Origin of the sequence: Pseudomonas sp. JQ170C (assembly GCF_035581345.1) — a bacterium.
GTDB lineage: Bacteria > Pseudomonadota > Gammaproteobacteria > Pseudomonadales > Pseudomonadaceae > Aquipseudomonas.
The window spans coordinates 805,200-830,265 of the sequence record NZ_CP141608.1 but is presented as its reverse complement, the minus strand read 5'-3'; the positions used below and the strand labels follow the sequence as shown (position 1 = coordinate 830,265).

The following is a 25,066-nucleotide window of genomic DNA, read 5'->3' as shown; positions in this document are numbered from 1 at the left end:
CATGACCCGGTTGACCCTGCCCGCTCCCGCCAAGCTCAACCTGATGCTGCACATTCTCGGCCGTCGCCCCGACGGCTACCACGAACTGCAGACGCTCTTTCAGTTCCTCGACTACGCCGACGAACTCGAGTTCGCCGTGCGCGATGACGGCCAGATCCACCTGCACAGCGACCTTCAGGATGTCCCTCACGACAGCAATCTGATCGTCAAGGCTGCGCGCAAATTGCAGCAACTCACCGGCTGCAAACTGGGCGCTGACATATGGCTGAAAAAAGTCCTGCCCATGGGCGGTGGTATCGGCGGCGGCAGCTCGGATGCCGCCACCACCCTGCTGGGCCTGAACCATCTCTGGCAACTGGAGTGCAGCGAAGACCAACTAGCTGAACTGGGCCTGAGCCTGGGCGCCGACGTACCGGTTTTCGTGCGCGGCCACGCAGCATTTGCCGAGGGCGTGGGCGAGAAGCTGACGCCGGTCGACCCCGAAGAACCCTGGTACGTTGTGCTGGTTCCACAAGTATTTGTTAGTACAGCAGAAATTTTTTCACACCCGCAGTTGACACGTGATTCTTTGCCCCTTAAGATGCGCCCCGTTCCCAAGGGAAACAGTCGTAATGACTGTCAAGCGGTAGTTGAGCAGAGTTACCCAGAAGTACGTAACTCATTGAATTTGCTAAACAAATTCACTGAAGCAAGACTCACCGGAACTGGAAGTTGTGTGTTTGGGGCCTTCCCAAGCAAAGCTGAAGCTGATAAAGTTTTGGCCCTTCTTGCAGATACCCAAACAGGATTTGTAGCCAAAGGTAGCAACATCTCAATGTTGCATCGCACGCTGCAAAGTCTGCACTAGGAATCGAGTACAAGGTACTCGCAGCAACAGATACAGGGGCGTCGCCAAGCGGTAAGGCAGCAGGTTTTGATCCTGCCATGCGTTGGTTCGAATCCAGCCGCCCCTGCCATTTTCCTTATACTCATCCAGGTATACCCTCAGCCTTCAGGTACTGCGCGTGTCCAAGATGATGGTCTTTACGGGGAACGCCAACCCCGATCTGGCTCGGCGTGTCGTACGTCAGCTGCATATCCCACTGGGTGATGTTTCTGTCGGTAAATTCTCCGACGGCGAAATCAGCACTGAGATTAATGAAAATGTCCGCGGTAAAGACGTTTTCATCATTCAGCCGACTTGCGCGCCAACCAACGATAATCTGATGGAACTGGTAGTGATGGCCGATGCCTTCCGCCGCTCCTCAGCGTCCCGAATCACTGCCGTGATTCCTTACTTCGGATATGCCCGCCAGGATCGCCGTCCGCGTTCGGCGCGTGTTGCTATCAGCGCCAAAGTCGTCGCTGACATGCTCACCGTCGTTGGTATCGACCGTGTGCTCACTGTCGACCTGCACGCTGACCAAATCCAGGGTTTCTTCGATATTCCGGTAGATAACATCTACGGCTCCCCCGTTCTGGTGGATGACATCGAAGACCAGCGTTTCGAGAACCTCATGATCGTGTCCCCGGACATCGGCGGCGTCGTGCGTGCACGTGCTGTTGCCAAGTCCCTGGGTGTCGATCTGGGTATCATCGACAAACGCCGTGAAAAGGCCAATCACTCCGAAGTGATGCATATCATCGGCGACGTCGAAGGACGTACCTGTATTCTCGTCGACGACATGGTCGATACCGCCGGCACCCTGTGCCACGCGGCCAAGGCCCTGAAAGAACACGGCGCTGCCAAGGTTTACGCCTACTGCACGCACCCTGTCCTGTCGGGTCGGGCGATCGAGAATATCGAGAACTCCGTGCTGGACGAGCTGGTGGTTACCAATACCATCCCGCTGTCCGCTGCTGCACAAGCATGTGCGCGTATCCGCCAACTGGATATCGCACCGGTCGTCGCTGAAGCGGTTCGCCGTATCAGCAACGAAGAATCGATCAGCGCGATGTTCCGCTGAGGGCCCTGCCCTCGCGAACATCACGTTGACGTAAAGCGCCCCGCCCCAACACCTGTTGTTGGGGCGGGGCTTTTTTGCCCATCCCGTTTGGCGCTGGTCGCAAACGCCTGCGGGAGATGGCTATTTTGGAGATACAAAATGACTGATTTCATCCTGAACGCCCAAGCGCGTACCGACCTGGGGAAAGGTGCGAGCCGCCGCCTGCGTCGTCTCGCCGCCCAAGTCCCTGCCGTTGTATACGGTGGCGACAAAGAGCCTGCATCGATCACCATGCTGGCTAAAGAAGTGGCCAAACTGTTCGAAAACGAAGCTGCTTTCAGCCACGTTATCGAGCTGAACATCGACGGCAAGAAAGAAAACGTCGTTGTTAAAGCCATGCAGCGTCACCCAGCCAAGCAGTTCATCATGCACGCCGACTTCGTCCGCGTTGTTGCTGGCCAGAAGCTGACCGCCATCGTTCCTGTGCACTTCATCAACGAAGAAGCACCGGTCAAGAAAGGCGGCGAAATCTCCCACGTAGTGGCCGAGATCGAAGTTTCCTGCGAAGCCAAAGACCTGCCTGAGTTCATCGAAGTTGACCTGGCCAAGGCTGAAGTCGGCACCATCATCCACCTGTCGGACCTCAAAGCTCCTAAAGGCGTAGAGTTCGTAGCTCTGGCCCACGGTGATGACAAAGCTGTTGCCAACGTTCACGCTCCGCGTGTTGCGCCTGAAGCTGCAGAAGGCGCTGCTGAGTAATCCACTCGGCACGCCGGCGTTGATCGGGTTACAGTGCCCCGCACTGTAACCCCCAACTCCAAGGAAGAGCCCCTGACGTGACCGCCATCCAACTGATCGTCGGCCTGGGAAACCCCGGCCCCGAATACGAACAGACCCGGCATAACGCAGGGGCTCTTTTCGTAGAACGCATTGCCAGCGCCCAGCGTGTCAACCTGACTGCTGATCGCAAGTATTTCGGCCTGACGGCTAAATTCAGCCATCAGGGCAACGATGTCCGTCTGTTGATCCCCACCACCTTCATGAATCGCAGCGGCCAGGCCGTTGCTGCACTGGCGAATTTTTTCCGTATCCCGCCAGATGCCATCCTGGTGGCCCACGACGAACTCGACCTGCCCCCAGGCGTCGCCAAGCTCAAGAAAGGCGGCGGCCATGGTGGGCACAACGGCTTGCGCGACATCATTGCGCAACTCGGCAACAACAACGACTTTCACCGTCTGCGGCTTGGCATCGGCCACCCGGGTGACAGCAGCAGGGTCTCCGGTTTTGTCCTGGGCAAGGCGCCACGCGCCGAACAGGAAAAACTGGACGCCAGTATCGATTTTGCCCTCGGCGTGCTGCCGGACATCCTCGCCGGCGACTGGACGCGTGCGATGAGAGAGCTGCACAGCCAGAAGGCCTGACTCCACGAAGAGGGATTCACCATGGGTTTCAATTGCGGCATCGTCGGTTTGCCCAACGTCGGCAAGTCCACCCTGTTCAACGCCTTGACCAAATCCGGCATCGCGGCAGAGAACTTCCCCTTCTGCACCATCGAGCCGAACAGCGGCATCGTGCCAATGCCTGATGCACGCCTGGATGCCCTGGCAGCCATCGTCAAGCCGAACCGCGTGCTGCCGACCACCATGGAATTCGTCGACATCGCAGGCCTGGTTGCCGGCGCCTCCAAAGGTGAAGGCCTGGGCAACAAGTTCCTCGCCAACATCCGCGAGACCGACGCCATCGCCCACGTGGTGCGCTGCTTTGAAGACGAGAACGTCATCCACGTCTCCAACAGCGTCGACCCCAAGCGTGACATCGAGATCATCGACCTGGAACTGATCTTCGCCGACCTCGACAGCTGCGAGAAGCAACTGCAAAAGGTTGCGCGCAACGCCAAGGGCGGTGACAAGGACGCTCTGGCGCAGAAAGCCATCCTCGAAAAACTGATCCCGCACTTCACCGAAGGCAAGCCAGCGCGCAGCCTGATGAAGAGCATGGCAGACGACGAGAAGGCCCTGATCCGCGGCTTCCACCTGCTGACCAGCAAGCCGGTGATGTACATCGCCAACGTTGCTGAAGACGGCTTCGAGAACAACCCGCACCTGGACATCGTGCGCGCCATCGCCGAAGAAGAAGGCGCTGTGGTCGTGCCGGTGTGCAACAAGATCGAAGCGGAAATCGCCGAGCTCGACGAAGGCGAAGAAAAGGACATGTTCCTCGAGGCCCTGGGCCTGGAAGAGCCTGGCCTGAACCGCGTGATCCGCGCCGGTTACGGCCTGCTCAACCTGCAAACCTACTTCACCGCCGGCGTGCAGGAAGTACGCGCCTGGACCGTACGCATCGGCGCTACCGCGCCACAGGCGGCCGGTGTGATCCACACCGACTTCGAGAAAGGCTTCATCCGCGCCGAAGTGGTCGCCTATGACGACTTCATCCAGTACAAGGGTGAAGGCGGCGCGAAGGAAGCCGGTAAATGGCGTCTGGAAGGCAAGGACTACATCGTCAAGGACGGTGACGTGATGCACTTCCGCTTCAACGTCTAAGCCGCTCCCGCTGAACAGAAAACCCCTTGAGGATTCACGCCTCAAGGGGTTTTTCTTTTCCGCCAGGGCTCTGGCAGTACTAGCGGCCGAGCAGTACCAGGTACATCACGGCGCAGACGCCGACGAACACCATCCCCGCACAACCGTACAGCACTCGCTTCAGCTGCTTGTGGCTGATGTCCAACTGCGACTTCAACTCCACCGTGCATGCCTGCTGCGCCTGCTGGTTCAGTTGAAGCTCATTCAGTGATTGCAGGTAGGCCTCATGCTGGGCGCGCAGCGTGTTCGCTTGCTCGGCCAACACGGTCTGCACATGCTGGTCCTGCGCCAAGGCGACATTCTGCGCGACGGTGCGCTGCTGGGACGCAGTCACGACCATGAACTTCTCCAGCCGCTGCCGCCCTTCCTTGTCCAGCCCTCGCAGCTGTTCAAGCAATTCACTGAACCCTTCCTGCAACCGCTGCTCACTGTTATCACTCAGCGCCTGCCCATAGGCTTTCAAGCGCAGCAGGTGATCGTCCAGCCTACCCTCCACGGACGCGCCCAGCGCTTGTAAGGCCTGTAGTGCCTGTGCGTGAGCGTGCTGCTGCGTCTCAATGAACGACGACAACTGCTGGCTCAGCTGACCAAGGCTTTGCTGGTTCGTTTCAATCAAGTGTTGAAGCAGATCCTGGGTAGCAGCCTGGTTCACTCCCGCTGCCTTGAGCGCCTGCGACAGCCCCTCGAGCCCATGTTGAATGACCTGCGCTTGCTCGGTGTGCTTAGCCAGGGTGGCAAACAGTTCAGTATTGCGGGCTTGTGCAAGCGCGTCGGCATCCTGCTGGGCAAACTGCAGGCCTTGAAGTTGCTCTTCAAGCGGCGGACTGTGCTCGGGGTAATGCTTGGCGATGAACCGTGCAACTCTGCCGGCCTGGGTCTCCAAGCGCTCCTGCTTATCAAGGATGTTCTTTTCCAGAGGATAGAGATTCTCCTCAAGGATTGTAGAAATCTCATGTTTGAACGGGGGTATCAGGATATCAATGAGAAGCTCGGTCAAATCCTGCTTGGCGGCGAGCCTGTCATCGTTAGCGGTGTTATCCGTCATGTGGCGGGTTTTCCGGAATAGAACTTTTCTGCTTCGTTGATAATTAAATGAGCATTCATCAAGCCCAGGAACTTTTCAGTCGCACACCGCCCCTGAGTGATCTCCGCCGAGGAGGCTTGCAGGGCATTCGAGAAGCTCTCGTGAACACGCCGCTCAAAATGCCGGGCGATTTCCTGCGAGTCGTGCATTCGGGCAATGTTGCCGTCAAGCTCGGCACTCAGTGCCGACATTCCACCCAGATGGATTTCATACGTCTCAATCGCTTTTTGCACTTGCTGTAACTGGATTTGAATCGCGGACAGGGCCTCCCCCTGCGATGTTGCCTGCAGCCGCAAGCCGCTGACAAAGTCTTCGTGCGCAAGCTTGATGTGATGCTGCCGACTCTCTCTGACAGCAACGTCCAACATCCACACATCACCGTCATAGCTCGAAGACTTCCAGTAACGATCCCATGAATACCCGTCAAGTTGGTATTCCAGCAAATGGAAACTGCGATCATCAAAAGCGGTGGGACGCAGCATTTTGAAAAATGCCTCCAAGAGAGGCCTGACGCTCTCATCCACACGATCGAAAAGTAAGGTTTTTAGCGCGTCAACCCAGGACTCGGACTGCTCTTTCAGTGCATGCTTTTCGCTTTGAAGTGCGTCCTGCATGGCGCTGACACGTTGCACTCCCCGTGAAATCACGGGGGCTGCGAACAGCGATTCAAAAGCCACCCGGCAATCGGTTTTCAGCAGCACTTCGACGATACCCGCCCAATGCTTGATCGTGGCGCATTGCGCTTCGAGCGTGTCCTTGTGTTCCTGCAGCGCGGCCCAGAGTCCGTCTTTGGTATGCAATGAATACATTGCCCGCAGCCGTGACTCAAAGGCCTGCAACTCAACCTCCAGAAACGCCTTGCGCTCTCGATAGTCGTCCTCGAACGCCGCGACCTGCCCCGTCACCACCTGATCCAGTTGGAAGGCAGCAAACAATCGGGAAAACGGTCCGCTGGAGCGTTTGATATCGCTAATCAGCTGCCGTCGGAAGGTTTCAACCAGGGGACTGACCTTTGAATAATAATCCGGGTCGCCTTCGGCCATGTCCCGCGCGGAGTCCCCAAGTTCCAGTACATAGACGTTATCGCTGAAAGACGGGGGTATACGTAGATCGAGGGTTTCGATTTCCTCGATCATCGCTACCCGCATCGCCGCCACATCCAGCGGGGACGCCAGTATGCGCTTGCGCACGCTGCTCAATGAGTAGCTGGAAGTGATCACCACCCGAAAACGCACCGGCTGGTGCACCCAGTTGGCCAGCTCTTCGATCTGCAAGTTCTCCGGTCGCAAGAAGCCCAGGCTACTGGCCTGGGTCACCAGCAACACCAGATCGGCCACGGTGACGAAGCGTCGGGCAAGCGCCGCAACCAGCTCACGCTCATGGGCATTGCGCGCATCCAGACCTGGCAAGTCGATCAGTTTGACATCAACCTCCAGCGCCTCATCGCCCGCAGAAGGAAACAGCCTGGCCGGGATCAGAATGTCGGTCAGCACAATGCCCTCGTTCTGGCCCTGCTCGACACCCCGTCTTACATCGGCCAGCGCCTGGGTGGCCTGGGCCCGGTCGAGCGCCGCGCTGTTGCCGATGTACCAGTGGTCATCCGTAGAACGCCCATAACGCAGCGGCATCACCGTCGCTGACTTGCCGCGTGCCTGCCCCCCGCGCAGCACCTGGGCGACCTCCTGCTGGGTATCGGAGGCGAGCCCCAGCAGATCAAGTATCAAGGTGGTCTTGCCCACCTGGGTGGCGCCATACACCACTACCGTCACCTGTTCGGAACGCTTGAGCTGGGCACTCACCTCCGGCGCCAACTCATGGACGAAGCGATCATAGGCCTGCAGCGCCCAATCATGGCGCTGCCGGTGCCGCTCAAACCACAAACGAGGCTTGGGCACGGTCGATCTCGGCGCTCAGGTGACGCCGCGATGCATTCAGCGCGCGCATGGCCCTTGCCAGGGCATCACGCTCGGAGAACTGATTGGCATCCACGCCATAGGCCACACTGAGGTTGTGCTCAATGCGCTCTTCGATTTTGTTCATCAGCTCATCGTAATGATCGAGGCTGCCTTCCACTAAGTGGTCTTTGAATCGCTCGATGCTCGCCCCGATAAAATTGCTCTTCGCCACGTTGTAGTGATGGACCGAACTGGCCGCCTTGTAGCCGATAAAGCCCAAACCCATCAGCCCGGTGGCTGCCAGCGACAACGTCGCGCCCAGACCGGTCGCAGCCCCGCCGGCCAGCACCGGAATGACATCCAGGCTGCCATCGATGGCCAGGTCGACCGCGGTGATGGCGAGCAGCGCACGCCCCACCTGCTTGGCGCCCTGGGTAAAGCCGGGGAGCGTATCGCGAATGTCCCTGGCCAGCGCGTCAGGGTCGTATTTGACCATCTGCGCGGTATCGACCGCCTGCTGCTGGTACAGCGCCATACCCTGGCTCATGCGCAGGTATTCCATCGTCAACGCGGGGAGATGCTTGAGCGCCGTATCGAACTGCCGGGTGCGCACGGTGGCCGGGTCCAGGTGGTTTTCGCTGGCAGTGTTGTTCAGCAGCAGGCAGAGGTTTTTTTGCAGCTCGGGGGCCTCGGGGAGTTTGCTGCTGGGTATCACCGCAGTGCCGTCAGGCTTTTCGTAACCCAGGTAGCGACCCGGCTGGTTCTCCAGGCGCTGCGTGAGCAGCGCGTTGGAACCCTCACTGAGGGTCTCTGCAACCCCAAGCTGGAATTGCTCATCGGCCACATGCGTCAGCGCCAGGTAGATGGCATGCACAGGCGTCCGTGTGCCCTGCTGCTGCCAGTGCTGGTTGATGCGCTCGATGTGTCGCTGTTCGGTTTCGCTGGTCTTGAGCTTTACGTAATCCACGATGTTCCTGGCGACGTTGGACCAGCCCTCCTCCTCTTCGGCAAAGGCTTTCCTGGCGCTTGCAGTCGCCTGATCGGCATAGTGCTGCAGGTGCTGGTGAAGACGCTTCTTGTACTGACCGCGATAGGTATCGGCCGAACGACGGAACTGCTCCAGAACCTTCCTGACCAGCCCTTCGCTAGCACTGGCCGTGGCCCCGGCATCTTCGATCAGTGCGTCCAGAAAGCCCACCGCAGCTTCCAGCTCAAGCTCCAGGACGGCACGCAGGTCCGTCAGGCGCTGGTGGTAAACATCCAGTCCTGGCTCGGCGTAACGACCCAGCGCTTCAAACAATTGCGGTATCCAGCGTGCTTTGTACGCCTCGCCACGACCGACACACACAATACGGTCCAGTTGTTCGGCCGGTACAAGGCAGTCCTGTGCCGCCGAGACGCGCAGTTCGTCACGCGCTTCATCGGACTGGTTTTCGGTGCGCCCGATAGCGATGATCGGCTGACGCCCCGGCAGCGCCTGTTCGAGCATCTCGACCAGCACATCCTGCGTGGACTTCGTGGCCAGGGCGTTGCTGTGGGTCACCATGATGCTGCCCGTCGCATGCTTGAGCGTGTCGCGCATTTCCTGTTGCCACAGGCCATTGGTACGGTTGAGCTTTTCGTAGCCGGGTAACAGCAGGAAACCGGCACGCCCGCCAAAATGGCGCTTGGGTACATACAGGCGCAACAGCAAAAACTGCTCGCCTGCCGAGAAACTGCGCAATTCGTCGAACAGCGTCTGTGGGTCAATCGGGCACTCCTGCCCCCACTCATCCACCCCGTAGGCCTGGGGTGTCTCGCAATCGCGCTCCAGCACGAACAGCGGGCGACATTCGCCACGGCCGGGGTTGTCCGGTAGCCAGTCGTCCAGGTCGTAGAGCTCACGTAACAGATGCGTTTTCCCCGCGCCCTGGGTGCCCCCCACACTCACAAAGAAGCTGGAGTGCATCTCACGGATCACCAGCAATTTGCGCAGCACGGCGCGGATCTTCTCGCGCTCCTGGGTGCTGCGGTCAAATTGGACGGCGATGTCGAGCGCCTGTCTCAGCGCCTGGGTGACGGGATCGATGAGCGAGGCATACATGGTGAAACTCCTTGGTGTCTGACAACGCCGGCCTGGATCGGGCAATAGGTGACAGTCGGGTTGTCGGCAGAAAGAGGGGATAGTTTAGAAAATGATGCACTCACCCCTCCGTCGGGAGCACCGCCTGCAAACTCACCAGCTTGCTCTGCAACTGCTCGATGTGCGCCTTATTGGCACGCAGCTGCGAACGAAGCTCGCGGTTCTCCGCCTCCCAGATCCGTGCCCAGCGCGCGCCCTTTTGACAGGCCCGGGCCATTTCCCACAGTTCGTGCAGCCTGAGGCACTGATGCAGAAGCACCAGCAGAATCACCCCGATCAGCGCCAATGCCCCTGTCGAAACCGCTTCTGACATATTCATGTTTTACGTCCTTGCGTGAGTCCGATTTATCAACAAGCCAGGATCACGATATGTAGTAATTCACGACAGGTCTAGAATGTAGACTTATACAGGTAAGGTAATCATGCAGATGTATGCACCTGAAAAGGTCGGGCCTCGGGGTCGCTGGGCCAGCAAAAAATAGCTTTTTGCCATCATCTGTTAGAGGATCTGCCCCCGGCAGGGAAGCCTGAAAGCCATGAAATCGGTCTTCCCCGGCAGCCGCTTGAGCAGTGAGGGACTGGTATCTAGCTTCAGGCCTCTTGTGTCCTGAAACTTTACACATGACCACTGCGATGGCAGGTGCCGACTCGAATCACCCCTGACCCACAGACGACCTCATGCACGACAAAAGCGCAGTACTGATTCTGGAAGCCCCCTGGAACATCTATGAAGGGGATATCAACCGCAGCTCGGTCGAGCCCTTTTTCCAGGGGCTGGCCAAACAATCCAATGACGTCGAAATTCTGCATTCTCGTTTCTACGATGTGAGCAGCTTCCGGTTGGCGTTCGCGGCGCTGAGCAAGCACACGTACAAGAATGCCATCGTCTATGTCGCCGGCCATGGTGATGGTCAGCGTGTAGGCGGCGCCAGGATCATCGACATCATGGTCGAGTGCAGCCTCAAGTCGGTGGCGGCCAACATCACCGGCGTCGTCCTGGGCTCGTGCTTCTCCGCCGGCACGGCCAAACGCTCCCAGGCCGAAACGATCAACTACATGGTCCAGGAGTCGAACATTGCCTGGGTAGCCGCCTACAACTGCGCAGCGTACTGGCATGAAAGCACCATGATCGACCTGTCCATCATTCGCCAGATGATTCGCGCCGGGGAGTCGGACTTCCAGGATCGCAGCGACATCAGTGAACAACTGGCGATGGGCATCGAATGTTTCAGCCCGCACTTCCCGGTGGGCAGCAACGGCAAGTCCGGCAATGAGAAAGCGTTGATCAGCCTCAAGCGCGGGATCTCGTTCTTCTCGCAGCCCCGGGGCCAGGGCAACCGCTCCCGCTGCGTCACTGACGAGGTCTGGCACATGTGGGAAGGGTTGCAGCTTGAAGAAGAGGTCGAGGCTGAGGAAGCCTGACGTCTAGCGCTGAGCCAGGCACTCTCCCTGTGACATTTCTACGATATGTCGCTTGTTACGACAGGTCCTTGTTGTAGAGTGCTGCGATGCAAGCATCCGCACACAGGGAGGGGCAATGAAACGCAAGCACACCATCGAGCAGGTACGTTGGGACCTGGCACTGCGCTACAGGCTGATCGAGACCGTGGTCTGGTGGGAAGGCCGTCTGACCACCGGGCACCTGATCCAGAGCTTTGGCATCAGCCGGCAACAGGCGTCCAAGGACATCAATACCTACATCACCGAGCATGCGTCAAAGAACCTGGCCTACGACAAGCAGCTCAAAGGTTATGTCCCCACCAAGCACTTCAAGCCCCTGTTCATTGATGACAGTGCCAGTGCCTATTTGCACCTGCTCTATCAGAACAACGAACGCGCGCCCCACATTGATGGGCTCGCCCTGGCGTATGCCCATACCAAGGTATTGGAAGTACCTGACCGGCCAATCCACCCGGAAGTTCTGCGCCCTCTGCTCAAGGCCTGCCGCGACGGCCTGCGCCTGGAAACCGAGTATGTGTCGCTCAACACGCCCAACGTGGAAGTTCGCCTCATAGCGCCGCATACCCTGGTCTACACCGGCATGCGCTGGCACGTGCGAGCGTACTGCGAGAAGAACGGCCAGTACCGCGACTTCGTGCTGAGCCGACTGCGCGGCCAACCCGAATTGCTTGATCCTTCGCAAAACACCCGCGAGTTCGATGAAGACTGGAATACCGAGGTACCGGTCATGATCGCTGCCGATGGGCGACTGAGCACGCCGCAGAAAGCAATCATCGAAAGCGACTTCGGCATGGTGGATGGCCAGTTGGTGGTCCCCAGCCGAAGGGCCCTGGTGAAGTATGTATTGCAGCGTTATCAGATCGACCACAGGAACCTGGACCCCACCCCTGAAGCCCAGCAAATCGTGGTGACGAACCTGAGGGAGCTGAAGCCGTGGCTGTATGAGTGACTGACGGTGTTCGGTGCTGCTGTGTAGCGCGTTGCCGTGCTGACGCTCGCTGCTTTTCCTTTGCCCCTGGTCAGTGCGCCCGGCACAGCCCTGCCTATACTCAACTCCACTTTCACTGACCAGGCTACCTCCATGAGCAAGAAGAAAGACAAGGCCCGTGACGCAGAACGGCTACCGCGCAAAGACTACGAGAAGGAACTCAAGAACCTGCATGTCGAGCTGGTCAAGCTCCAGCAGTGGGTCGTGGCCAAGGGCCTGAAGGTCTGCGTGATCTTTGAGGGCCGTGACGGCGCCGGCAAGGGCGGTACCATCAAGGCCATCACCGAACGGGTCAGCCCACGGATTTTCCGCGTTGTGGCGCTACCGGCGCCCACCGAGCGGGAAAAGAGCCAGATGTATGCCCAGCGCTACCTCCAGCACATGCCGTCGGCTGGCGAAGTGGTGATCTTCGACCGCAGCTGGTACAACCGCGCGGGCGTTGAACGGGTCATGGGCTTCTGTACTGACGACCAGGCGAAGAAATTCCTCGGCGTGGTGCCGCTGTTCGAGCGGATGCTGGTGGAGTCCGGCATCATCGTCATCAAGTACTGGCTGGAGGTCAGCCCTGAGGAACAGCAGCGCCGGCTGGAAGAACGCATCACCGATGGCCGCAAGATCTGGAAGCTCTCGCCCATGGACCTCAAGTCGTTCAACCGCTGGGACGACTACACCCGCGCCCGCGACGAGATGTTCGCGGCCTCCGACTCCTCCTGGGCGCCGTGGTACATGGCGCCTTCCGAGGACAAGCGGCGCGTGCGGCTGAACATCATCAGCCACCTGCTCAAGCAGATCCCCTACAAGGACATCACCCAGGACGAGAAGATCAAGCTGCCCAAACGCGGCAAGATCGGCCAGTACAAGAGCGTCGACTATCCGTTCCGGATGATTCCCGAGCGCTTCTGAGCAACGCCCTGAATACAAAACCCCGTCTTCGCTTGCCGAGACGGGGTTTTGTTTTTTCAGGGGCCGCCGGCCGGTTTAGCCCAGCACTTTGCCCGCCACCTCATCGACCGCTTCCTTGGTGATGGCGACGATCAGGTCGGCATCCTCGCGGGTCAGCACCAACGGCGGCGCGAAGCCCAGGATGTCGCCGTGGGGCATCGCCCGGGCGACCATGCCGCGCTCAAGGCAGGCTGCGGAGACCTGCGGGCCAACCTTGAACGCCGGGTCGAACGGGGTACGTGCTTCACGGTCAGCCATGAACTCCACCGCCGCGAGCATGCCGTCACCGCGCACCTCGCCGACCAGCGGATGACCTTCCAGCGCTTCGCGCAGTGTGCGATTGAGGTAGGCGCCCACCACCTCGGCGTTCTCGGTGAGGTTTTCACGTTCCAGGATGTCCAGGTTGGCCAGTGCCGCCGCGGCGCACACCGGGTGCCCGGAGTAAGTCCAGCCGTGACCCATCGCGCCCTCTTTCTGCGAGCCCTGGTCGATCACGTTCCACACTTTCTCACCGACGATCACCGCCGACAGCGGTGCATAGGCGCTGGTCAGGCCCTTGGCGGTGGTGATCAGGTCGGGCTTCATGCCGTAGCGTTGGCTGCCCATTTTCGAGCCCAGGCGGCCGAAGGCGCACACCACCTCATCGGCGATCAGCAGTACGTCGTACTTGTTCAGCACCGCCTGGATCGCTGCCCAGTAACCCTTGGGCGGCACGATGATGCCGCCGGTGCCCATCAGCGGTTCACCAATGAACGCTGCCACGGTGTCGGGGCCTTCGGCCAGGATCATCTTTTCCAGCTCGTTGGCGCAGTACTGCACGAACGCGGTTTCATCCATGCCGGCCGGGGCTTTGCGGTACCAGTGCGGGCAGACCGTGTGCTTGATGCCTTCGGCCGGCAGGTCGAAGTGCTGGTGGAAGCTGGCAAGGCCGGTAAGGCTGCCGGTCATGATCCCCGAGCCGTGGTAGCCACGGTCGCGGGAGATGATTTTCTTCTTCTGCGGGCGGCCCAGGATGTTGTTGTAGTAGCGCACCAGCTTGATCTGGGTTTCGTTGGCATCGGAGCCGGACAGACCGTAGTAGACCTTCTTCATGCCCTCGGGTGCCCAGTCGATGATGCGGCTGGAGAGCTCGATGATCGCCTCGGTCGAGTGGCCCACGTAGGTGTGGTAGTACGCCAGCTCCTTGGCCTGCTTGTAGATCGCCTCGGCGACCTCAGTACGGCCGTAGCCGATGTTCACGCAGTACAGGCCGGCAAAGGCGTCGATCAGCTCGCGCCCCTCATGGTCGCGCAGGCGGATGCCTTCGGCGCCGGTGATGATCCTGCCCTTGAGCGCACCGCTGGCATGGTCATGGGCGTGGGTCGAGGGGTGCATGAAGTGGGCACGGTCTTGCTCGAACAGTTGGCTGAAATCTTGGCTCATGGCAACGCTCCTTAAATTTGACCTTGGTGGTGCAGGCAGAAGTACTTGGTTTCAACAAAGGGCTCGAAGCCTTCGCTACCGCCCTCGCGGCCCAGGCCCGAGGCCTTCATGCCGCCGAAGGGGATCGGATGGCCGGTGAATTTCACGCCGTTGACCGCGACCATCGCGTGGTCCAGCCGCCGGATCAGCGGGTACACCTGGTCAAGGCGGTTGGAACAGATATAGGCCGCCAGGCCGTACTCGGTGTCGTTGGCCAGTTCGACCGCCTCATCGAGGGTGTCGAAGGGCATGACGCCGGCAATCGGGGCGAAGTTTTCTTCCTGGTAGATGCGCATCTGCGGGGTCACGTCTGCCAGCACGGTAGGCTGATAGAACCAGCCACCCAGCGCGTGCCCTTCACCACCCGCCAGGCAGCGGGCACCTTTGTGCACAGCATCCTCGACCCGGGCACAGGTGACATCGAAGGCGCCCTGGTGCATCAGCGGGCCGACATCCACCGGCATCTCTTCACCGCCCACCATCGCCGGCCCCACACGCAACGCCCGGACCGCTTCGGCGAAGCGGGCGACAAAGGCCGGGTACAACGGCCGTTGCACCATGATCCGGTTGGCGGCGCAGCAATCCTGGCCCGAGGTCTGGAACTTGGCCGCCACCGCCACCTTCACCGCCAGCTCCAGATCAGCATCGGCGCAGACGATAAAGGGCGCGTTGCCGCCCAGCTCCAGTGCGACCTTTTTCACATCCTGGGCGGCGGCCTGCAGCACCAGCTTGCCCACCCGGGTGGAGCCGGTGAAGCTGACCGAGCGCACCCGTGCATCACGCACCAGGGTTTCCATGGCCATCTGCGGCTCGCCGATCACCACGTTGAACACGCCTGCCGGAAAGCCCGCCTCCTCGGCCAACTGGGCCAACGCCAGGGCGGAGAAAGGTGTTTCATGCGCAGGCTTGACCACTACCGTACAGCCCGCCGCCAGGGCGGCAGCGGCCTTGCGGGTAATCATCGCGCTGGGGAAGTTCCACGGGGTAAGCAAGGCGCAGACGCCCACCGGCTCCTTCACCGTGCCCAGGTGGGCACCGGGAATATGGCTGGGGATGGTCTGGCCGTACAGGCGCCGCGCCTCTTCGGCGAACCAGGGAATGAAGCTTGCCGCGTAGGCAATCTCGCCGCGTGATTCGGCCAGCGACTTGCCCTGCTCTTCACTGAGTATCCGCGCCAGTTCTTCCTGATGATCCAGGATCAGCTCGGCCCACCGGCGCAGCAGCGTCGCCCGCACTTCCAGGCTCCGGGCGCGCCACGGCGCAAAGGCGCGCTGGGCGGCGTCGACGGCAGCAACGATCTGCTCGTGCTCAAGCAGGGGTACATGCCCGATGACCTGGCGGGTGGCCGGGTTGTGCACGGCAATGCTGTTGCCTGTGGAGCTGTGCAGCCATTGGCCATCCACATGACAGAGGGTCTTGAATGTCAGCGCATGCTTGTGTGGCATATCGTGTTCTCCAAACCGTGTGGGGGGATGTGCTACTGCAGAACGTCGGCGACCACCGCGAGAGTATCGCCACACTGCACCAGCCCCGGAAAATGCCGCGCCGCCAGCAACCCGCTGCGGCGGGCGCGGTACTCCACCGGCGTGGCACCGCTGCGCTTGATGTCATGGATACGGGCAATCACCTCGCCCTGCTCTACCCGCTCGCCCAGGTCGCGGCACATCTCCAGCAAGCCGTCGTGCTCGCTGGCCACAAAGCAGTCGTCGCCGGGCATGTCGAGCATGGTCGACTCGCCGGGCTGCACCTCGCCGGCGAGGATTCCGGCGTGTACCAGGACGTTGTGCACCCCGCGCTCGGCCACCGCCACGCTGCGGGCGGTGGACGACCCGCCACCGCCCAGCTCGGTGGTCACAAACACCTTGCCCTGGCTTTCGGCGGCGGTGTCGTACATGGCCTGCGCATCCAGTTCGAGCATGCGCATGCTGTAGGGCGCGGCAAAGGCCTGCATGGCGGCCTCGCAGCGTGCTTGCTGGGCTTTGTCGGGCAACACATGGCAGGCTGCAAACGGCAGGAAATCCAGGGTCCGGCCACCGGAGTGGATATCCACCACGAGGTCGGCCATCGGCAGCAGCGTGCGCCGAAAATAGTCGGCGATCTTCTGCGTCACGGTACCGTCCGGCTTACCGGGAAAGCTGCGATTCATGTTGCCCTTGTCGATCGGCGAGGTGCGCTGACCGGCATGGAACGCCGGCGTGTTCATGAACGGCACGATGATCACCCGGCCACTGACCTGGCCTGCCTCAAGCCGTTGCGCCAACTTGCTCAGGGCCACCGGCCCCTCGTACTCGTCACCGTGGTTGCCACCGGTGAGCAGCGCCGTAGGGCCAGCCCCCTGCTTCACCACGGTGATCGGGATCATCACCGCGCCCCAGGCCGAGTCGTCCCGCGAATAGGGCAATTTGAGAAAACCGTGTTGCACACCGTCGCGTTCAAAGTCGACCGTGCTGCTGATCGGGTTCACCGCCAGCGTGGCTTCAGGCAGAGGTGCGTTCATGGCTCAATCCTTCACGAACAGTTGGCGTGGCACGTTGCAGAACGTCTCGACGCCGGTGTCGGTAATCAGAATGCTTTCGGTGATTTCCAGGCCCCAGTCGTCCATCCACAGGCCAGGCATGAAGTGGAAGGTCATGCCCGGTTGCAACACGCTGGTGTCGCTTGGACGCAGGCTCATGGTGCGCTCGCCCCAATCGGGCGGATAACTGATACCGATCGGGTAGCCGCAGCGGCTGTCCTTGTGGATGCCGAACTTCTCCAGCACCTTGAAAAAGGCCTTGGCCACATCACCGGTGGTGTTGCCGGGGCGCGCCGCTTCCAGGCCAGCGGCAATGCCTTCGACCACAGCCCTTTCGCCGTCGAGAAAGTGCTGCGGCGGCTTGCCCAGGTACACCGTGCGCGACAGCGGGCAGTGATAGCGCTTGTAGCACCCGGCGATCTCGAAGAAGGTGCCGGCGCCTTTCTCGAACGGGGTGTCGTCCCAGGTCAGGTGCGGGGCGCTGGCATCGGCACCGGTGGGCAACAATGGCACGATGGCCGGGTAGTCGCCGCCGTGGCCGTCGGCACCGAGAATGCCACTGCTGTAGATCTCGGCCACCAGCTCGTTCTTGCGCATGCCCGGCTCGATGCGCTCCAGAATCCGCGCATGCATGTTCTCGACGATGCGCGCGGCGATGCGCATGTACTCGATTTCCTGGCTCGACTTGACCGCCCGCTGCCAGTTCACCAGCCCGGCCGCATCGCTGAAGCGCGCCTTGGGCAAATGCTTTTGCAGCGACAGGTAAGCGGCGGCGCTGAAGTAGTAGTTGTCCATTTCAACGCCGATGCTCAGCGTGCTCCAGCCCCGGGCAGCGATCACCTCCTGGCACAGGTAGTCCATGGGATGACGCTCGCGCGACTGCACGTAGATGTCCGGGTAACCGACGATGTTCTCGTGGCCCATGAACACCGTGCGCCTGGCACCATTGGCGTCCTGGCCGCGGCCATACCACACCGGCTCGCCGTCCAGCGCCAGCAACACACACTGGTGCACATAGAACGACCAACCGTCATAACCGGTCAGCCAGGCCATGTTCGACGGATCGGTAACCAGCAACAGCTCGATGCCTTGCGCTTGCATGGCGGCGCGGGTCTTGGCCAGACGCTGCGCATACTCCTGCCGGCTGAACGGCAGATTGATGACGACCTCAGACATGCAAATACCCTCGTTGGGTGAGTAATCGGAGTGATCAGTTGTTGAACTGCAAGCCCTTGCCCGCCTCGAGCGCACGCGCGTAGGCCAGGTTGGCAATGGCGGTGTCCTGGGCGCCAGTACCGGTCAGGTCGCACAGGGTGATATCGCGGGCGGCCTTGCGCCCCTGGCGCTGGCCGGCAACCACCTGGCCCAGCTCGCTGAAGCCGCTTTCCTCGCTGACCAGGCCGGCCTTGAGTGCGTGGTGCATCTCGCCCAGCACACGGGTCTGGCTCAGGCGGTCGGCGACATAGCAGTCCACCGCGGCCAGCGCGGCCGGGGCGATTTCATTCTTGTGCTCGGCATCGGAGCCCATGGCGGTGATGTGCAGGCCCGGCTGCAGATGATGTGCCTGGATCAACGGCTCACGGCTCGGCGTCGTGGTGATAGCGATGTCCACCCCGCGCATGGCCTCGTCGACCGAGGTGCAGGCCTGCACGTGCAGGCGGCCATCCCGGCCCAGTTCGTCACACAGGGCAGCGACCTTTTCGGCGTCGCGCCCCCACACCCGCACCGCCTCGATCGGGCGCACCAGGCGCAAGGCCTGCAACTGCAGGCGCGCCTGCTCACCGGTGCCGATCAGGGCCACGCTGCGGCTGTCTTCACGGGACAGCCAGCGTGCCGCAACAGCGCCCGCGGCGGCAGTACGCACCGCGGTCAGGTAGCCGTTGTCGAGCAGCAAGGCATCGAGCAAGCCGGTGCGTGCCGACAGCAACATCATCATGCCGTTGAGGCTGGGCAGCCCCAGCGAGGGGTTGTCGAAAAAACCCGGGCTGACCTTGATCGCAAAACGCTCGAGGCCTGGCAGGTAGGCCGTCTTCACATCGACCTCGCCGTTATGCTCCGGCACATCCAGGCGCAGGATCGGTGGCATGGCCACCGCCGCCGTCGCCAGCAACAAAAAGGCATGCTCGATGGCATCGACCGCCGCCTGGTCAAGGCTGACGCAGGCGCGCAGATCGGCTTCGCTGAGCAAGGTAGTAGCAGGCATCACAAATCCTCCGTTGAAAAACGTCTCAGGCGTCGGCGCCGTTCATCACCCGCAGGTGCTGTTCGATGTCGACATTGCGACCGCTGACCACCACCACGATCGGGCCCCGCGCCGGGATCAGACCGTCAAGCAAGGCGGCGATGCCCACGGCGCCCGCGCCCTCCACCACCTGGCGCTCCTGGCGGTAGGCGTGACGCATGCCGGCGGCAATCGAAGCTTCATCGAGCAGGTGTACCTGGTCGCACAGCTCGCGGGTCATGGAATAGGTGAACTGATTGTCCAGGCCAATGCCGCCGCCCAGGGAGTCGGCCAGGGTGGACAGCTCCGGCACCTCCACCGGCTGGCCGGCAAACAGGCTGGCGTGCATGGCAGCGCCACGGCGCATGCTGATGCCGTGCAGGCAGATGGCCGGGTTGGCACTTTTGAGCGCCAGCGCCACGCCGGCAAACAGGCCACCCCCCGAGAGCGGCACCAGCACCTGGGCCACCTGAGGCAGCTGCTCAAGAATCTCCAGGCCCAGGGTGCCCTGGCCGGCAATGATGTCGGGATGATCGAACGGCGGCAGCAAGGTGGCGCCGTGCTCGGCGGCTATGCGCTCGGCTTCGCGCTGGGCGTCATCCTGGGAGTGACCGACGATGCACACCTCGGCGCCCAGGTCGCGGATCGCCTGCACCTTGTTGGCCGGCACCAGCTGCGACAGGCAGATGGTGGCTCGCACCCCCAATTGTGCAGCGGCATAAGCCAATGCCCGGCCATGATTTCCAGTGGAGGCGGCCACCACGCCCTTGGCCTTTTTGTCGGCATCGAGCTGGGCGATTGCGTTGCTGGCACCGCGCAGCTTGAAGCTGCCGGTGATCTGCTGGGATTCGAGCTTGAGGTAGACCGCCACGCCCAAGCGCTTGGACAGGCTTGGCGAATGCTCCATCGGCGTTGTCCGTACGAGGCCGGCGATACGCTGGCGGGCAAGGTAGATAGCGTTGAGCGAGAGCGCTGACATATCCGAATCCCAACAGGAGGTCTGGTGTTGGGCGGAGTGTAAGAGCGGCAAATTGTCGTGATGAATGTACTAGGTCAATTTACCCAGATTTTTATTTTCGCTGTGCAATCAGAAGTCGTGGATCTGCGGATACTGCCCGAACAGCTCGCGCATGCCGGCCAGCGCCTGGCGCATTTCCTTGTCGCTGCACTCGGCGCCCACGCACAAACGCACCGCCCGCGGCCGTGGTGTGCCCCGTACCAGGAACGGCTCGGGCGGTGTCACGGCGATGTGCCGGTGGCGCAGAGCCCGCACCAGGCTGTCCACCTCCCAGTGCGCAGGAATGCCCAGCCAGGCACTGAGTGCCTGGGGATGGTGCCCCAGCAGATACTCATCAAGGTACTCGCGCACCATGGCCTGCCGCGCCCCCAGCAGCTTGCGCTGCAACTGCACCAGCGTCTCGGCACGCCCGTCGCGGATCCAGCGGCTGGCGATCTCCGAGACCATGGGCGTGGCCATCCAGCTGTTGACCCGCAGGATGCTTTCGGTGCGCAGCGCCAGGCGCTTGGGCATTGCCAGGTAACCCACGCGCAGGCCCGTGAGCACCGACTTGGTCATGCTGGTGCAGTAGAACGACAGCTCCGGCGCGTAATGACTCAGCGGTGGCGCGTGGCGCTCCCCCAGCAGCGGCCCGTACACATCGTCTTCGATGATATGCACGCCAAAGCGCCGGGCAATCGCGGCAATCTCGCGGCGCCGGGCATCGGGCATCAGGCTGGTGGTGGGGTTGTTCAGGTTCGGCGTACACACCAGCGCAGTGATGCGCTCGTTGCTGCACATGTCCTCGAAATGCTCCGGATCAATCCCGTCGCGGTCCAGCTCCAGGCCTTTGAGGGTGAAGCCCAGCACCTGGGAATTGCCAATCACGCCGTGGTCGGTCAGGCCTTCGCACAACACCACATCATCCGGGCCTGCCAGCGAGGCCAGCGCCAGGAAGATTCCATGGGCCGCGCCGTTGGTGATCAGCACATCCTCGCGCGCCACGTCGAGCCCCAGGCCGCGCACCCACTGCGCGGCGGCCTCGCGGTGTGCCTCGAACCCGGCGATGGGACGAAAGGCATGAATCCACGGTTGATCCTCTTCAACGCTCAACTCTGCACAGGTATCGCGCCAGATCCGCTCATGGGCCTGGGTGTGCAGGATGCGGGTGATGGAGAAATCCACCAGGGCCCGTTCCGGTGCATCGAGAATGTCATTGGCCACACGATCGCTCATGCGCCGGGTGACGAAGCTGCCACGGCCAATCTCGCAACGCACCAGGCCCTGGCGCTCCAGCTCCTTGTAGGCATTGGTTACGGTCTGCACACTGATGCCCAGCGCATCGGCCACCTGGCGCTGGGGCGGCAGGCGCTGATCGTTGACCAGTTGGCCCTGCTCGATTTCGCGGGTGATGGCCTGCACCAGAATCTTGTACTTCGACTCGCCGATACGCGCCGTGCCGAGGGCCGTTTTCCAGCTTTCCATAGTGATCGCACCGCAAGGACTGACGGGATGCACAGCATCACCCGGGAAGCGATTGCAGGCAATTGTCCTAGTGCAATGCAATCGCTGGCGCAGCTTTTGTATGCTCGGTCCAAGGTCGATCATTCGCCCGGTTCGCCGGCGTCAACAATAGCCAACTCGACCGGTGCCGGAACGGATCCACCGTTTGCCCGCTCCAAAAAGGAACGGCCCTGCACGTTTGAAGTTCTTGCTCCACTGCCTCCTAACACAGTGCCGTCAGCGACGGACGTATAACAAACAGGAGATTTCAACGATGAGCCCAACGTTCAAGAACGCAGCAACACCGTTCAAGCAACTGGTGCTTGCCTGCGCCGCCTTCGGCCTGATGGCCAGCGCCCAGGCGGCAACCACACTCGAAACGATCAAGCAGAACAACAGCATCCGCATCGGCTATGCCAACGAAACCCCCTTCGCCTTTACCGAAACCGACGGCCGGGTCACTGGCGAGTCGCCGGAAATCGCCAAGATCATCTTCGAGAAAATGGGCATCAAGAAAGTCGATGGCGTGCTCACCGAATGGGGCTCGCTGATCCCGGGCCTGCGTGCCGGGCGCTTCGACGTGATTGCCGCGGGCATGTACATCACCCCGGCGCGCTGCAAGCAGGTGATCTTCACCGACCCGCAGTACCAGTTGCCCGACACCTTGCTGGTGGCCAAGGGCAACCCGAAAAACCTGCACAGCTATGCCGACGTGGCCAAGAACCCCGACGTCAAGCTGGCGATCATGGCCGGCACCGTGAACCTGGCCTACGCCCGCGACTCCGGCGTCAAAGAAGCACAGATTCTCCAGGTCCCCGACACCACCGCCCAGTTGCAGGCCGTGCGCGCCGGTCGCGCCGATGCAGCCGTCGGCACCCAACTGACCATGAAGGGCCTGGCCAAGAAAGGCGGTGAAAAAGTCGAGGCCATCAGCGACTTCACCGATGACCCGTCGCACACCGGCTACGGCGCCCTGGCCTTCCGCCCCGAAGACAAGGAGCTGCGCGATGCGGTCAACGCCGAGCTGCAGAAGTGGCTGGGCAGCGAAGAGCATCTGAAGGCCGTCGAGCCCTTTGGCTTCGACCAGTCCAACGTGACCAAAAAGACCGCTGCCGAGCTCTGCGCCCAGTGAGTCGAGGTGGCATGGCCCCTGCCATGCCGTTCCCTGCGTAGTCTGAATAGTCAGGTCGAACCATGGGTGAATTGATACCGTTGTTACTGCAGGGTGCCTGGATCACCATCCAGGTCACTTTCTTCGGCTCGATCCTGGCCGTGGTGGCCGCGATCCTCGCCGCCCTCGGGCGCCTCTCCAACTGGCGGCCGCTACGCTGGTTCTGCGTGGCCTACATCGAGCTGTTTCGTGGCACCTCATTGCTGGTGCAGTTGTTCTGGCTGTTCTTCGTCCTGCCGCTGCCGCCTTTCAACATCGAGCTGAGCGCCTACACCGTGGCCATCGTCGGCCTGGGCCTGCACATCGGCGCCTACGGTGCCGAGGTGATGCGCGGTGCCATCAGTTCGGTCGGCAAGGGTCAGTACGAAGCGTCCATTGCCCTGAACATGCCAGCGCGCACACGCTTTCGGCGGATCATCCTGCCCCAGGCGTTGCTCGCGGCCATCGCACCGGGCACCAACTTGCTGATCGAGCTGCTCAAGAACACCTCGCTGGTGTCGTTGATCACCCTGTCGGACTTGAGCTTCCGGGCCCGCCAGCTGGACCAGGCGACCTTCCAGACCCTGGAAATCTTCAGCCTGGCCCTGGTGATGTACTTCGTCCTGGCCCAGGTCATCAACTTCACCATGCGTGGCTTTGAACGCCGCTTGAGCCGTGGTCGTCTGCGTGGAGGTCTGTCATGAACCTGTGGGACTGGAACTACGTCTGGCAGATTCTTCCCGACCTGCTACGCGCTTCGCTCAACACCCTGGGCATCACCCTGGTGGGCTTTATGATCGCCATCGTCCTGGGACTGTTCCTGGCCATAGGCCGGCGCAGTCGCAAGGTCTGGCTGTCGTGGCCGACGACCCTGCTGATCGAGTTCATCCGCAGCACGCCGCTGCTGATCCAGGTGTACTTCCTCTACTACGTACTGCCCAACTACGGCGTCAGCCTCACGGCCATGCAGGCGGGGATACTCGGTATCGGGCTGCACTACGCCTGCTACATCGCCGAGGTGTACCGCGGTGGCCTGGACTCGGTGGCGCGCAGTCAGTGGGAAGCGGTCATCGCCCTGAACTTCGCACCCTGGACTGCCTACCGCGCCATCATCCTGCCCCAGGCGATCCGGCCGATCCTGCCGCCGCTGGGCAACTACCTGATCGCGATGCTCAAGGACACGCCCGTGCTGTCGGCGATCACCGTGGTGGAAATCATGCAGCAAGCCAAAAACGCAGGCTCCGAGAGCTTCCGTTACCTGGAACCGATCACCCTGGTCGGCCTGTTCTTCCTGGCCCTGAGCGTTGCTCTGGCTTACCTGGTTCGGCGCCTCGAAGTGCGCCTGGAGTTACGCTAATGATCGCGCCCGTCTCGACCCTTGCCGTCAACACCAACCCGCTGCAGCAGGTGGCGACGCCTGCCCTGGACAGTGCCCAGTCCATCGTCAGCTTCAACGACGTGACCAAGCGCTACGGCAGCTTTACCGTACTGGACCGTCTCAACCTCAGCGTGTCACCCGGGGAGAAAGTCGCCATCATCGGCCCCAGCGGCTCGGGCAAATCGACCCTGCTGCGGGTACTGATGACCCTCGAAGGCATCGATGAAGGCATGATCGAGGTCGACAACGACTCCCTGACCCACATGCGCAACCGCAACGGCGTCCTGGTGCCGGCCAATGATCGCCATGTGCGCAAGGTACGCGCCAAGATCGGCATGGTGTTCCAGAGCTTCAACCTGTTCCCGCACATGACCGCCCTGCAGAACGTGATCGAGGCGCCGGTGCAGGTGCTGGGGGTCAAGCCTGCGGAGGCCCGCGAGCGCGCCGCGCAATTGCTGGAGTTGGTGGGCCTGGGCAACAAGTTCGATCACTACCCCTCGCAGTTGTCGGGCGGGCAGCAGCAACGGGTCGCCATCGCCCGGGCGCTGGCCATGCGGCCCAAGGTGATGCTGTTTGACGAGGTCACTTCGGCGCTGGACCCGGAGTTGTGTGGTGAAGTGCTCAACGTGATTCGCAAGCTTGGCAGCGAGCACAACCTGACCATGCTGATGGTGACCCACCAGATGGGGTTTGCCCGCGAGTTCGCGGATCGGGTGTGCTTTTTCTACAAGGGCCAGATCCACGAGCAAGGCACGCCGAAGCAGATCTTCGAGAACCCACAGCAGGAGCGGACGCGGGCGTTTCTGAGTGCGGTGAAAGAGGCCAATTGAGTATCGCGGGTG

General features: G+C 61.4%; 23 protein-coding genes and 1 tRNA gene. 13 read left to right on the top strand and 11 right to left on the bottom strand.

Features of this window, described 5'->3' with window-relative positions; all coding sequences use genetic code 11:
* Position 1 precedes the first annotated feature (1 nt).
* From ispE to ychF, 6 genes are all read left to right on the top strand, one after another.
* A complete protein-coding gene (ispE, locus tag U9R80_RS03640; protein ID WP_301840931.1) occupies positions 2 to 847 on the top strand; it encodes a 4-(cytidine 5'-diphospho)-2-C-methyl-D-erythritol kinase in 846 nt (281 codons plus the stop codon).
* Positions 848 to 881: 34 nt separating this feature from the next.
* Positions 882 to 956: transfer RNA gene (locus U9R80_RS03635), tRNA-Gln, on the top strand.
* A gap of 48 nt (positions 957 to 1,004) precedes the next feature.
* Positions 1,005 to 1,946: a ribose-phosphate pyrophosphokinase gene (locus U9R80_RS03630; RefSeq protein WP_028944092.1), complete on the top strand. Its 942-nt coding sequence runs from the start codon at positions 1,005 to 1,007 to the stop codon at positions 1,944 to 1,946.
* A gap of 138 nt (positions 1,947 to 2,084) precedes the next feature.
* Positions 2,085 to 2,684: a 50S ribosomal protein L25/general stress protein Ctc gene (locus U9R80_RS03625; RefSeq protein ID WP_301840933.1), complete on the top strand. Its 600-nt coding sequence runs from the start codon at positions 2,085 to 2,087 to the stop codon at positions 2,682 to 2,684.
* A 77-nt stretch (positions 2,685 to 2,761) separates the two neighbouring features.
* Positions 2,762 to 3,346 carry an aminoacyl-tRNA hydrolase gene (gene pth, locus U9R80_RS03620; protein ID WP_301840934.1) on the top strand — a complete coding sequence of 195 codons (585 nt, stop codon included), beginning with the start codon at positions 2,762 to 2,764 and terminating at the stop codon, positions 3,344 to 3,346.
* A gap of 21 nt (positions 3,347 to 3,367) precedes the next feature.
* Positions 3,368 to 4,468, top strand: coding sequence for a redox-regulated ATPase YchF (gene ychF, locus U9R80_RS03615; protein ID WP_301840937.1), 1,101 nt, complete (start codon positions 3,368 to 3,370; stop codon positions 4,466 to 4,468).
* A gap of 79 nt (positions 4,469 to 4,547) precedes the next feature.
* Here ychF and U9R80_RS03610 read toward each other — a convergent pair whose 3' ends face one another.
* The 4 genes from U9R80_RS03610 to U9R80_RS03595 form a co-directional block, all read right to left on the bottom strand.
* Positions 4,548 to 5,552, bottom strand: coding sequence for a hypothetical protein (locus U9R80_RS03610; RefSeq protein WP_301840939.1), 1,005 nt, complete (start codon positions 5,550 to 5,552; stop codon positions 4,548 to 4,550).
* Positions 5,549 to 7,486: a GTPase gene (locus U9R80_RS03605; protein WP_301840940.1), complete on the bottom strand. Its 1,938-nt coding sequence runs from the start codon at positions 7,484 to 7,486 to the stop codon at positions 5,549 to 5,551. Before U9R80_RS03605 ends, U9R80_RS03610 begins: the two co-directional genes overlap by 4 nt.
* Positions 7,461 to 9,569, bottom strand: a complete 2,109-nt coding sequence (locus tag U9R80_RS03600; RefSeq protein WP_301840942.1) for a hypothetical protein — start codon at positions 9,567 to 9,569, stop codon at positions 7,461 to 7,463. Before U9R80_RS03600 ends, U9R80_RS03605 begins: the two co-directional genes overlap by 26 nt.
* A gap of 100 nt (positions 9,570 to 9,669) precedes the next feature.
* Positions 9,670 to 9,927 (bottom strand): hypothetical protein, encoded by a 258-nt coding sequence (locus tag U9R80_RS03595; RefSeq protein ID WP_301840943.1) that lies wholly within the window; start codon positions 9,925 to 9,927, stop codon positions 9,670 to 9,672.
* 359 nt (positions 9,928 to 10,286) lie between these two features.
* Between U9R80_RS03595 and U9R80_RS03590 the strand changes: the two genes are divergently transcribed.
* From U9R80_RS03590 to ppk2, 3 genes are all read left to right on the top strand, one after another.
* Positions 10,287 to 11,030, top strand: a complete 744-nt coding sequence (locus U9R80_RS03590) for a hypothetical protein (protein ID WP_301840944.1) — start codon at positions 10,287 to 10,289, stop codon at positions 11,028 to 11,030.
* Positions 11,031 to 11,145: 115 nt separating this feature from the next.
* Complete coding sequence (locus U9R80_RS03585) at positions 11,146 to 12,018, top strand: WYL domain-containing protein (protein ID WP_301840945.1); 873 nt, start codon at positions 11,146 to 11,148, stop codon at positions 12,016 to 12,018.
* Positions 12,019 to 12,150: 132 nt separating this feature from the next.
* Positions 12,151 to 12,960, top strand: a complete 810-nt coding sequence (ppk2, locus tag U9R80_RS03580) for a polyphosphate kinase 2 (RefSeq protein WP_301840946.1) — start codon at positions 12,151 to 12,153, stop codon at positions 12,958 to 12,960.
* Between the two features lie 75 nt (positions 12,961 to 13,035).
* Here ppk2 and U9R80_RS03575 read toward each other — a convergent pair whose 3' ends face one another.
* From U9R80_RS03575 to ehuR, 7 genes are all read right to left on the bottom strand, one after another.
* Positions 13,036 to 14,421 (bottom strand): aspartate aminotransferase family protein, encoded by a 1,386-nt coding sequence (locus tag U9R80_RS03575; RefSeq protein ID WP_301840947.1) that lies wholly within the window; start codon positions 14,419 to 14,421, stop codon positions 13,036 to 13,038.
* 11 nt (positions 14,422 to 14,432) lie between these two features.
* Entirely contained in the window at positions 14,433 to 15,905 is a 1,473-nt protein-coding gene (locus U9R80_RS03570) for an NAD-dependent succinate-semialdehyde dehydrogenase (protein ID WP_301840948.1), read from the bottom strand.
* Positions 15,906 to 15,937: 32 nt separating this feature from the next.
* A complete protein-coding gene (gene doeB / locus U9R80_RS03565) occupies positions 15,938 to 16,957 on the bottom strand; it encodes a N(2)-acetyl-L-2,4-diaminobutanoate deacetylase DoeB (RefSeq protein ID WP_301840949.1) in 1,020 nt (339 codons plus the stop codon).
* 3 nt (positions 16,958 to 16,960) lie between these two features.
* Positions 16,961 to 18,151 carry an ectoine hydrolase DoeA gene (gene doeA, locus U9R80_RS03560; protein ID WP_301840950.1) on the bottom strand — a complete coding sequence of 397 codons (1,191 nt, stop codon included), beginning with the start codon at positions 18,149 to 18,151 and terminating at the stop codon, positions 16,961 to 16,963.
* A 34-nt stretch (positions 18,152 to 18,185) separates the two neighbouring features.
* Positions 18,186 to 19,178: a cyclodeaminase gene (locus tag U9R80_RS03555; RefSeq protein ID WP_301840951.1), complete on the bottom strand. Its 993-nt coding sequence runs from the start codon at positions 19,176 to 19,178 to the stop codon at positions 18,186 to 18,188.
* Positions 19,179 to 19,203: 25 nt separating this feature from the next.
* On the bottom strand, positions 19,204 to 20,175 hold the full coding sequence (gene eutB, locus U9R80_RS03550) for a hydroxyectoine utilization dehydratase EutB (RefSeq protein ID WP_301840953.1): 972 nt from the start codon (positions 20,173 to 20,175) through the stop codon (positions 19,204 to 19,206).
* A gap of 108 nt (positions 20,176 to 20,283) precedes the next feature.
* A complete protein-coding gene (ehuR, locus tag U9R80_RS03545) occupies positions 20,284 to 21,678 on the bottom strand; it encodes a MocR-like ectoine utilization transcription factor EhuR (protein ID WP_301840955.1) in 1,395 nt (464 codons plus the stop codon).
* Positions 21,679 to 21,970: 292 nt separating this feature from the next.
* Between ehuR and ehuB the strand changes: the two genes are divergently transcribed.
* The 4 genes from ehuB (at position 21,971) to ehuA (ending at position 25,054) form a co-directional block, all read left to right on the top strand.
* Positions 21,971 to 22,828 (top strand): ectoine/hydroxyectoine ABC transporter substrate-binding protein EhuB, encoded by an 858-nt coding sequence (gene ehuB, locus U9R80_RS03540; protein WP_301840957.1) that lies wholly within the window; start codon positions 21,971 to 21,973, stop codon positions 22,826 to 22,828.
* Positions 22,829 to 22,890: 62 nt separating this feature from the next.
* Positions 22,891 to 23,550: an ectoine/hydroxyectoine ABC transporter permease subunit EhuC gene (ehuC, locus tag U9R80_RS03535; RefSeq protein WP_301840959.1), complete on the top strand. Its 660-nt coding sequence runs from the start codon at positions 22,891 to 22,893 to the stop codon at positions 23,548 to 23,550.
* Positions 23,547 to 24,203, top strand: coding sequence for an ectoine/hydroxyectoine ABC transporter permease subunit EhuD (ehuD, locus tag U9R80_RS03530; RefSeq protein ID WP_301840960.1), 657 nt, complete (start codon positions 23,547 to 23,549; stop codon positions 24,201 to 24,203). Before ehuC ends, ehuD begins: the two co-directional genes overlap by 4 nt.
* Complete coding sequence (gene ehuA / locus U9R80_RS03525; RefSeq protein WP_301840961.1) at positions 24,203 to 25,054, top strand: ectoine/hydroxyectoine ABC transporter ATP-binding protein EhuA; 852 nt, start codon at positions 24,203 to 24,205, stop codon at positions 25,052 to 25,054. The genes ehuD and ehuA overlap by 1 nt, the downstream gene beginning before the upstream one ends.
* The last annotated feature ends 12 nt before the right edge of the window (positions 25,055 to 25,066 follow it).